The organism is Nitratidesulfovibrio oxamicus, assembly GCF_015731765.1.
GTDB classification, from domain to species: domain Bacteria; phylum Desulfobacterota; class Desulfovibrionia; order Desulfovibrionales; family Desulfovibrionaceae; genus Cupidesulfovibrio; species Cupidesulfovibrio oxamicus.
Map to the genome: position 1 here is coordinate 1 of NZ_VRYY01000028.1, position 8,725 is coordinate 8,725.

At 63.4% G+C, this 8,725-nt stretch carries 9 protein-coding genes, 1 tRNA gene and 1 pseudogene; 4 read left to right on the top strand and 7 right to left on the bottom strand.

Going from position 1 to position 8,725, the window contains the following annotated elements; genetic code table 11:
- On the bottom strand, window positions 1-1,916 hold a 1,916-nt coding region (gene ftsH / locus FVW20_RS01400; RefSeq protein ID WP_231038768.1), incomplete at its 3' end, for an ATP-dependent zinc metalloprotease FtsH.
- Window positions 1,917-2,253: 337 nt separating this feature from the next.
- On the opposite strand from ftsH, the gene FVW20_RS01405 reads away from it, so the two are divergent.
- Window positions 2,254-2,347: transfer RNA gene (locus tag FVW20_RS01405), tRNA-Sec, on the top strand.
- 189 nt (window positions 2,348-2,536) lie between these two features.
- Here FVW20_RS01405 and FVW20_RS19955 read toward each other — a convergent pair.
- Entirely contained in the window at window positions 2,537-2,671 is a 135-nt protein-coding gene (locus FVW20_RS19955) for a hypothetical protein (protein ID WP_269145796.1), read from the bottom strand.
- A gap of 679 nt (window positions 2,672-3,350) precedes the next feature.
- Window positions 3,351-4,100: a substrate-binding periplasmic protein gene (locus tag FVW20_RS01410; protein ID WP_196607975.1), complete on the bottom strand. Its 750-nt coding sequence runs from the start codon at window positions 4,098-4,100 to the stop codon at window positions 3,351-3,353.
- Between the two features lie 156 nt (window positions 4,101-4,256).
- Here FVW20_RS01410 and FVW20_RS01415 point away from each other — a divergent pair, with 156 nt between their 5' ends.
- Window positions 4,257-4,436 carry a hypothetical protein gene (locus FVW20_RS01415; RefSeq protein ID WP_196607976.1) on the top strand — a complete coding sequence of 60 codons (180 nt, stop codon included), beginning with the start codon at window positions 4,257-4,259 and terminating at the stop codon, window positions 4,434-4,436.
- Between the two features lie 242 nt (window positions 4,437-4,678).
- Here the strand turns inward: FVW20_RS01415 and FVW20_RS19535 are convergent.
- Window positions 4,679-4,876 (bottom strand): annotated as a pseudogene (locus FVW20_RS19535) (bacterioferritin-associated ferredoxin); the annotation flags it as partial.
- On the opposite strand from FVW20_RS19535, the gene FVW20_RS01420 reads away from it, so the two are divergent.
- Window positions 4,868-5,149, top strand: a complete 282-nt coding sequence (locus FVW20_RS01420) for a hypothetical protein (RefSeq protein WP_196607977.1) — start codon at window positions 4,868-4,870, stop codon at window positions 5,147-5,149. The pseudogene FVW20_RS19535 and the gene FVW20_RS01420 overlap by 9 nt on opposite strands.
- 414 nt (window positions 5,150-5,563) lie before the next feature.
- Complete coding sequence (locus tag FVW20_RS01425) at window positions 5,564-6,358, top strand: substrate-binding periplasmic protein (protein WP_196607978.1); 795 nt, start codon at window positions 5,564-5,566, stop codon at window positions 6,356-6,358.
- 220 nt (window positions 6,359-6,578) lie between these two features.
- Here the strand turns inward: FVW20_RS01425 and FVW20_RS01430 are convergent, their stop codons facing one another.
- The 3 genes from FVW20_RS01430 to argH form a co-directional block, all read right to left on the bottom strand.
- Window positions 6,579-6,845 (bottom strand): RNA recognition motif domain-containing protein, encoded by a 267-nt coding sequence (locus FVW20_RS01430; protein WP_012611219.1) that lies wholly within the window; start codon window positions 6,843-6,845, stop codon window positions 6,579-6,581.
- Between the two features lie 279 nt (window positions 6,846-7,124).
- Window positions 7,125-7,754 carry a hypothetical protein gene (locus FVW20_RS01435; protein ID WP_196607979.1) on the bottom strand — a complete coding sequence of 210 codons (630 nt, stop codon included), beginning with the start codon at window positions 7,752-7,754 and terminating at the stop codon, window positions 7,125-7,127.
- Window positions 7,755-7,878: 124 nt separating this feature from the next.
- On the bottom strand, window positions 7,879-8,725 hold an 847-nt coding region (gene argH, locus FVW20_RS01440; RefSeq protein WP_196607980.1), incomplete at its 5' end, for an argininosuccinate lyase.

Sequence of the window (8,725 nt, forward strand, 5' to 3'; positions counted from 1 at the left end):
GCCGCGCCCGCCGAAACGGGACCGGGCTGCGCGCCGGAGGTTGAAGGCGCCCCGGCGTTTCCACCGGACGCGGGCTGCTCCCCCGCGCGGGGGGCGCCGCTACGGTTGTTGGGCTTTTCCGGCGGCAGCTGTTCACCGCGCATCAGCACGTCGATGTCGTCGCCGCTGATGGTTTCACGCTCCAGCAGGGCACCGGCGATGGCATGCAGCGAGTCGATGTTCCCTTCGAGCAGGGTACGGCAGCGCTGCCGGGCCTCCTCGATGATGCGCTTGACTTCGGCGTCCACCAACCGGGCCGTTTCCTCGCTGAAATTGCGGGAATGAGCCCATTCGCGGCCAATGAACACCTCTTCGCCCTGCTCGCCGATGTTCATGGGGCCAATGGCCTCGCTCATGCCCCATTCGCAGACCATCTTGCGGGCCATCTTGGTGGCGCGTTCGATGTCGTTGCCCGCGCCGGTTGTGATGTCGTTGAACACCACCTCTTCGGCCACGCGGCCACCCAGCAGCAACACCAGGTTGCTCAGCAGGTACGAACGCGAGTAGCCGTGGCGGTCGCCTTCCGGCAACTGCATGGTGATGCCGAGGGCGCGACCACGCGGAATGATGCTTACCTTGTGCACCGGGTCGGAGCCGGGCAGCAGCTTGGCGGCCAGGGCGTGGCCCGCCTCGTGGTAGGCGGTGATGCGCTTTTCCTCGTCGCTCAGGATGAGGCTGCGGCGTTCCTTGCCCATCAGCACCTTGTCCTTGGCGTACTCGAAATCGCCCATGTCCACGGTGTCCTTGCCAACCTTGGCGGCCTGCAAGGCGGCCTCGTTGACGAGGTTTTCCAGGTCCGCACCGGAAAAGCCGGGCGTACCCTTGGCGATGATGTCCAGTTCCACGCCGGTGGCCAGTGGCGTGCGGCGGGTGTGCACTTCAAGGATGCGTTTGCGGCCGCGCACGTCGGGGGTGGGCACCACCACCTGGCGGTCGAAACGGCCGGGGCGCAGCAGCGCCGGGTCCAGCACGTCGGGACGGTTGGTGGCGGCGATGAGGATGACGCCCTCGTTGGATTCGAAGCCGTCCATTTCCACCAGCAACTGGTTCAGGGTCTGCTCGCGCTCGTCGTGCCCGCCGCCCAGACCTGCGCCGCGCTGACGGCCAACGGCGTCGATTTCATCGATGAAGATAAGACAGGGGGCGTTTTTCTTGCCCTGCATGAACAGGTCGCGCACGCGCGATGCGCCCACGCCCACGAACATTTCCACGAAGTCGGAGCCGGAAATGGAAAAGAACGGCACGCCCGCCTCGCCCGCCACGGCACGGGCCAGCAGGGTCTTGCCGGTGCCGGGAGGGCCGACCAGCAGTACGCCCTTGGGAATGCGCCCGCCAAGGCGGGTGAACTTGCGCGGGTTGGACAGGAACTCCACCACTTCGCTCAGTTCTTCCTTGGCTTCGTCCACGCCCGCCACGTCCTCGAAGGTGACGCGGGCCGATTCCGGGGTGATCATGCGAGCGCGCGAACGCCCGAACGACATGGCCTTGCCTCCCCCGCCCTGCATCTGGCGCATGAAGAATATCCACACGCCTATCAGCAGCAGCATGGGGAACCAGGAAACCAGCAGGGTCATGTACCAGGGGGCTTCTTCCTGCGGTTCCGCCTTCACCTCGACCTTCTGGGAAATGAGGCGGGTAACCAGTTCGGGATCGTGCGGGGCATAGGTCTGGAACGCCTTGCCCTCGGAGCTTTCACCCGTCAGCTTCTGGCCCTGGATGGTCACGCGCAGCACCTCGCCGCGCTCGACCTTCTGGAGGAATTCCGTATAGGTAAGACGCGCCTGCGTCCCCTGTGGCTGATTGAACATGTTGAACAGGACGACCATCAGCAACGAGATGATCGCCCAGAGAATCAGATTGCGCGAAAACTGGTTCAAGTCTGGCCTCCGTGCGGAAGTGAACGTCCGTCATGCGGACGATTTCTCCTTTTTAAGTCGTCGGGAACTATTTGACAATGCGCGGGGACGCACTTTCCCTGTCTTTTCGTGTCGCCGGGCAAGGTATCCCGATTCCCCCCCTCGATCCGGCGCGCAATCCGGCTCTCGAGCCCTGCCGTTCGCTGCCATCGGAAGCCGGGCACCGGAAGCCGGTTCGACCCTGCAGCCCACGCTCCCCGCGTTTCCGCGGCTCCGCCACCCCCATCCGGCCATGACACGGGCACGCATCCCGTCTTGCCGTGCCACACCGATTCTGCTAGATACGCCGAACCCCTGCGGAAGCGTTTCGTCACCGGTGTGGCGCCCGGTCTTCAAAACCGGTGGTGGGCAGAGATGTCCATGGTAGGTTCGACTCCTATACGCTTCCGCCAGCCATCAAAAGCCGCTGAAATGGCTTAAAAACATAACGATGGCGCGGTGTTCCGCTTGTCAGCATCCACATTTGGGATACACAACGGACTCCGCGCCATGCCTCGTTTTAAAGCCCCGGCATCACCCCGCCCTTCCTGTGGCGATGTCCCGCCCCACGCCCAGCCTTCCGCCCTCCCAGACCACGAAGATCACGCCCCGCCGCCATCGGCCAGACGCAGCGCCCCCACCACCGCCACCGTGACGGGCGCGCCGCTTTCCACCCTCGCGGACAGCCATCTGCGGCAGATCATGGAGGAGTGGCTTACCGAGGCTCTGCAAGCCACCTACGAGCGCCGCCTGACCCGCCGCCAGCATCTCGAAGACCTCGAGGCAGAGCGCGACCAAGCGGGGTTCCTTCTGTCCGACGCCCATGAGGAGCTTGAGACCCTGAACTTCACGAAGGGGACCAAGGCACCACCGCCGCCTGCTGCGGCACGAGGGTTACGAGGCCGCGCCGGAAGACGAGCGGGGGGCGGCCTTCCTCGAGGCATGCCGCACGCGAAGATCGCCGGGGCGACCGACCACGAACAGATCGCTTCGCAGCACTTCACGGGCAACCTCGGGGAGTTCCGATGGTGGCCCCCTGCCGTTCGGAGGCGGCAAGAACGAACATTGCGGCCTGCGCCTCCACTCTTTCCGGCACACACAGAGCACATGCGGCAAGGAGCAGAAGCTTGCCAGTGAGGGGTCAAGGAGGTCGTCGGCCACAAAGGAAGTCGTCGGCCACACCGGTCGCGCAGATCAGACGGACATCACGGTGCACTATGAAGGGAAGCTCTCTCCCGCCGCTTGTTCGTGGAGGTCACCCAGCACAATCAACCGGCACGAGGAGCTTGATCTATCACGATGACGGTGAGCAAGCGGGGAAAGGCAGAGGCAAGCGTACATGTCATTGCCCAGCCTCTTCGATACGCCCCCCTGCAAGCGAGAGCGCCCAGCCTGCGCTAATCGCGTGGGAACCCCTTAATGGTCGCGCTCATAAGGCGATGGGATGAAGTCGCTGAACGCCCCTACCAGTTGCCGTGCGGTGCCGTCTCTAATCATTTCTCGAAATGCAGCAGCAAGCGGAACAATCAAATCCTTGTGCCTTGCATTAACAACATGGTACGACTTAACTACAACGCCAAACCGGCCCTTGCGTATACCAGATGAAGATTCATCCTTAAAAAAACCTTTCATAACTGATTCTGCAGTAAACACTGCATCTGCACGACCAGATTTTAGCATTTTTATTCCATGCTCTAACCCAGGAACAAACAATGGATTCATTCCAAAACTTTCAAGTATCGACGCGGAAATGATTTCGCCACGCACGCAGGCAACGCGTAATGATTTAAAATCATCAATATTATATTCATCAAATTTTTCATTCACAAAAAATATCGCATACAATGAATTAAACAAAGGCTCAGGGACGACAAGAAGATTTTGATATTTTGCCACAGCGTGCCTTGTTCTCACAGCACTGGCATCAATTTCACCGTCATTCGCAAGGGAAATATCTCGCATTGGTGGTGAATATTTGAACGCAACATTCATTCCGATTCGCCTATACGCCTCGCCAACAAAGGCTTCCAATTCAGGAATCCTGCGCTCTTCACCATGCATGTACGCCACCCCAACAACATATGGGGCGGCATCGGCAATGGCATCCCGCGCGATCACAAGGCTGAGCGCAAGAAGAAGAAAGATGACACTGAACTGCACGCGCATAAATACACATCTCTGGTATAAGTTTTCACCATAACGCACCAATCAAACACGAGCTGCACTCCCGTATCACGCACCATTGCCCCTGTCTTTTATTACCACACCAGCATTAATGAATTTATTGCCCCCCCTCTGCGCCCAGACGAGATCACCGACCATATGGAGCAGTACCGCGCCCGATTCTCCACAGTCGACACCGTCGTGGGGGCGGACATCTCCAGACGGGATCGGTTGGGGACGTTCGTCGTGGAGGCCTTCATGGCAGGTACCATGTCCCCGGCGGAGGAATCCCCGCCACTCTCGATCAAGCAAGCCGCCGCGCAGATGGTCGCGGCGTAGTCACCGCCCTCCGGCCATCCTCGTGAGCAGGGTGGCCCTCGCCCGGCCTTCCGCCTTGCGGCGCGTCGAGCAACGAGCAACGACGGCCCGTCTCCACACACGTCACCCATTCAAGGGCGGCGCAGGGATTGGCCGTCGCCATCGTCATTGTTCGGGACAGATTACCGGCTCTTCAGTCCGACGAAGGCTTCCGGCTTACCAAGGACACTGTCCACGACCCGGCGGACATCTCCAAGGCATCACCTGCTGGAAGGGTTTGTCTCGGCACATCGGCATATCCCACCCTGCTTCTCGCGGACAATACGTTCAAGGATCGTCGATCTGCCGTTTCGGATGACATCTGCCTTGATGTCGGCTGCAGTGTAGCCAAAGCAATAGCAGATTAGTTCAGCGTCCAAACTACTCCCACCCCTTGGTCGCGTGGCACATTCGTGAACCATGCCCACCTGCACCCCGCCCTCGTGTTCAACGGCTTCGGCATCCGCTGCACCGACGACAAGTTCGTGAACCTGACCGACCTCTGGAAGGCCAGCAGCGCGACCTGTTTCTACGGCCCTTCTGAATGGATTCGCATGCAATTGACAGTCTCAGGCCGACACCCCTCCGTCATCGCCAGCCAAAGCTCAACCACCAGCGTGTTCTACACGCTTCCGCCACGAGCCCAAGCCCCCTTTTCCGGGGCCTTTTTCATTGCCCGCGCGCCGGAACCCTGACCGGCCCGAGCACCCGGCACAACGGCGGACCGGCATTATAGAGAAACGACACCTCCCATATCCACGGCATGTTGCACAGACGCCAAACGAGGCGGCACACGAAAAAAACCGCCCCCGGGAGGGCATTGTCATTTGCGGCGCATCTGCTATGACACGCCGCTAGTGACGCCATCGGCCCGCCGATACCACAGGATGGCGCGCCCCTTGCCAGCCCGGTTGTCCGACCGGCCCGGATACACCGCACAGTTCGCCAACAGGTCCGTCATGTCATCATCCCCAACACGTTGCCACCGCCAGTCACGGCGCCCCCGCCCCGGATGCGCCCTGCCGTACGGGCTTGCCCATTTCATGCCCCCCTTGCTGGCGGGCCTGCGCTTCCCGCCATTCCTGCCAATCCGGCCAGCCCTGGCTGTCATGGCAGTCCTGTTCGCGCTGGCCTTGCCGACCGTGCCGTCCCCCTCCACCGCGCTGGCCAGCGGCGGCGCCGCATCACCCGCCGACGACGCCCGCAACGGCGCCTTCCTGATGGTGAACACCGTGTATCCGCCCTACGTCGTGGAGCTTGCCGACGGCAGCGTGGGCGGCACGGCCACCGCCCTTGCCGAAGAACTGTTCCGCAGGCTGTCCCTTCCCGTGCGGCAGCGATTGCTGCCCTGGAACCGCGCACTGCGCATGACCGAGGACGGCGCTGCCGACGGGGTGAGCATGCTGGCCCACGCACCCGAACGCGATGCGTCCATGGCGTTTTCCGTGCCGGTGGCCGTGGCGCACCAGTCCTTCTATTACGCCAGCCCCGCCCATGACGGATTTGCCTGGCAGCAGTACGAAGACTTGCGCCCCTACCGCATCGGCCTGGTGCAGGGGTACACGTATGCACCGGCATTCCTGGCCGCGGTGAAACGGCTGGACCTGGTCGTGGAATATTCACCGTCGGACGAAAGCAACTTCGCCAAGTTGCGCAGTGGCCGCGTGGACCTGTGCCTGAGCAACGACCTGGTTGCCGAATCGTACCTGAACAGCCAGCAGGATTTGCGTTCCGCCGTGGGCAAGGCGAAACGCCCGGTGCGCAGCTACCCGCTGTACATGGCCTTTTCCCGCAACTCGCCACTGGCCGGGCGCCTGGCTGAAATCAACGCCGAAATCGGGCGGATGCGCGCGGACGGCACCCTGCAACGCATTCTCGGGCCCGAGGCGGTGCAACCCCGCTGACGCCCCCCCTCACGGGGGCCCCACGTATCCCCGCTGCATGCGGGACAGGGCCGCGCACTTTTTCCCATCCGCGGCAACCCTTGCCACCGCAACGCTCCGCACGCAAAAAAGGCCCGCCTGACCGGACATCCGGCTGGCGGGCCTTGTGATTGCTGCGTATCCGCGTGGTCACCGGCACGTGGCGCACGGGGCGCTCACGACAGGTGCTGCCGCACCGAAACTACCAGCGGGGCGGACGGGGAGCGCGGGGCTGGGCTTCGTTGACCTTCAGGGCGCGGCCACCGAAGGAGTAGCCGTTCAGGGCTTCCACGGCGCTGTTGGCGTCGGCGGCTTCCATTTCGACGAAGCCGAAGCCGCGGGGGCGGCCGGTTTCGCGGTCGGAGATCAGCTTCACGCTGAGCACCTGACCGTGCTGGGAGAACAGGTCGCGGATTTCGTCTTCAGAGGCGGAGAAAGGCAGGTTGCCCACATACAGAGACTTGGACATCAGGAAAACTCCTTGCAGGGAAAATGAGGGGGTTCGCTCGTGCGAAAGATCGGGCAGAAACTCTGTAGGTGGGATGCCTATCGACTCGCCGAAACTCTTGCCACAAGCCCATGCCGATCCCGACGCACGGCACACCCGGAGCATCGACCGACATGATTGGAGAATTAGTCGGAGTTTTTCGGGCGGTCAAGTAGAATCTGTCGCAATTCCGCCTGAAAACGCCTGATCACGCCCCTGCTACATGAATCCTATATCCGCAACCCCATCAGCAGGGCCGCGCTATTGCCCAGCTTCCGCGGGACCGACGGTCAATGCTGCGGCACCGGGCGCGGCGGGCACGGCGGGCGCGCTGCCGTTTCCGGGGACCGTGCCACCGGAAGGGCCGGACTGTCCGCCACTGGCCAGATCCGCCCAGGCCTGCACGATATGGGCGTAGGCCGCACGCCGCTGGTCGAGCTTCGACAGGTTGCGGGCCGCACGCACGGAATACTTGATGGTGGCGCGGGTCTTGGCTGCCTCGCGCACCACCGCCTGCAACACGTCCTCGCGCGGTTCGGGGTGGTACATCACTTCGGCGGCGGTGATGGCCACGGCAAACTTGCCCGCCTCCAGCGCGCGCGAGGCGGCCAGGGTCAGCGCCTTGTCGCGCGCATCCTTGTAGTACCTGCCGCTGGCGGCCTGGGTGACCATGGCCATCCATTCGTTGTCCGACGCAGTCTCGTCCGCCGTGTTCAGGGCCGTCACTTCGGCCATGAGTCCGGCGGGCAACAGGGCCGACCCGTCATCCCCCTGCTCCATCACCTGGCCGGTGCCGGGCAGCAGGCCGGCGACGGAAAGCAGGTTGTACAGCGCCCAGCTGAACAGCACGGCCAGCAGCAGTGCGGGAATGAGCTTCTTGTTGCGTAGCATCGGATTCCTTGTGCGCTCCGCCGCGGCGCAGGCCTGGCGGACCATTTGCGTCGGGCCGCCCCCCTGCCGGAAGGCGGCCCGCTTTCGGGTATGTTTCAGGTGCGCTTCGTCGACCCTGCCGGCGCTACTTTTCCAGCCACTCCGTCAGCTCAGCAAGCTGCGCCGCCACGGAGGCGGGCCCGGTGCCTCCGGGCATTTCGCGCCGGGCCACCGCCGCTGCCGGATCCAGCACGGCGTACACGTCGTCGCCGATGCGGTCGCAGATGCCCTGCAGGTCGGCCAGGGACAGTTCTTCCAGCGTGATGGACCGTTCTTCCGCCAGGGCCACGGCGGCCCCGGTCAGGTGATGCGCCTCGCGGAAGGGAATGCCCTTGCCCACAAGGTAGTCGGCAAGTTCGGTGGCGTTCAGGAAGCCCGCGCGCAGGGCCGCGCGCATGCGGCCTTCGTTGAAGCCCAGTTCGCGCAGCATGCCTGCCATGATCTCCAGCGACGCCGACACGGTGCGGTCGCAGTCGAGGAACGGTTCCTTGTCCTCCTGCATGTCGCGGTTGTAGGTCATGGGCAGGCCCTTCACCGTGGTCAGCATGGCGGTCAGCGCGCCGTACACGCGGCCCGTCTTGCCGCGCATGATCTCGGCCACGTCGGGGTTCTTCTTCTGCGGCATGATGGACGAACCCGTGGCGTAGGCATCGGGAAGCCGCACGAAGCCGAAGGCCGGGTTGGCCCAGATGATGATTTCCTCGCACAGCCGCGACAGGTGGGCCATGATGGTCGCCCCGCAGAACAGCGATTCGAGCACGAAGTCGCGATCGGACACGGCATCCATGCTGTTGCGGAAGGTGCCGTACATGCCCAGTTGCTCGGCCACGTACGCCGGATCCAGCGGATAGGTGGTGCCCGCCAGCGCCGCCGCACCCAGCGGGCACACGCGCGCCCGGCGGTCGCAGTCGGCCAGGCGCTCGGCATCGCGG

What these genes read in the sequence shown, in the direction of transcription:
- FVW20_RS01415 (WP_196607976.1), top strand. Translation starts at nt 4,257, where the DNA reads ATGGAGCAGTACCGCGCCCGATTCTCCACAGTCGACACCGTCGTGGGG.
- FVW20_RS01425 (WP_196607978.1), top strand. Translation starts at nt 5,564, where the DNA reads ATGGCAGTCCTGTTCGCGCTGGCCTTGCCGACCGTGCCGTCCCCCTCC.
- FVW20_RS01410 (WP_196607975.1), bottom strand. Translation starts at nt 4,100, where the DNA reads ATGCGCGTGCAGTTCAGTGTCATCTTTCTTCTTCTTGCGCTCAGCCTT.
- FVW20_RS01435 (WP_196607979.1), bottom strand. Translation starts at nt 7,754, where the DNA reads ATGCTACGCAACAAGAAGCTCATTCCCGCACTGCTGCTGGCCGTGCTG.
- FVW20_RS01430 (WP_012611219.1), bottom strand. Translation starts at nt 6,845, where the DNA reads ATGTCCAAGTCTCTGTATGTGGGCAACCTGCCTTTCTCCGCCTCTGAA.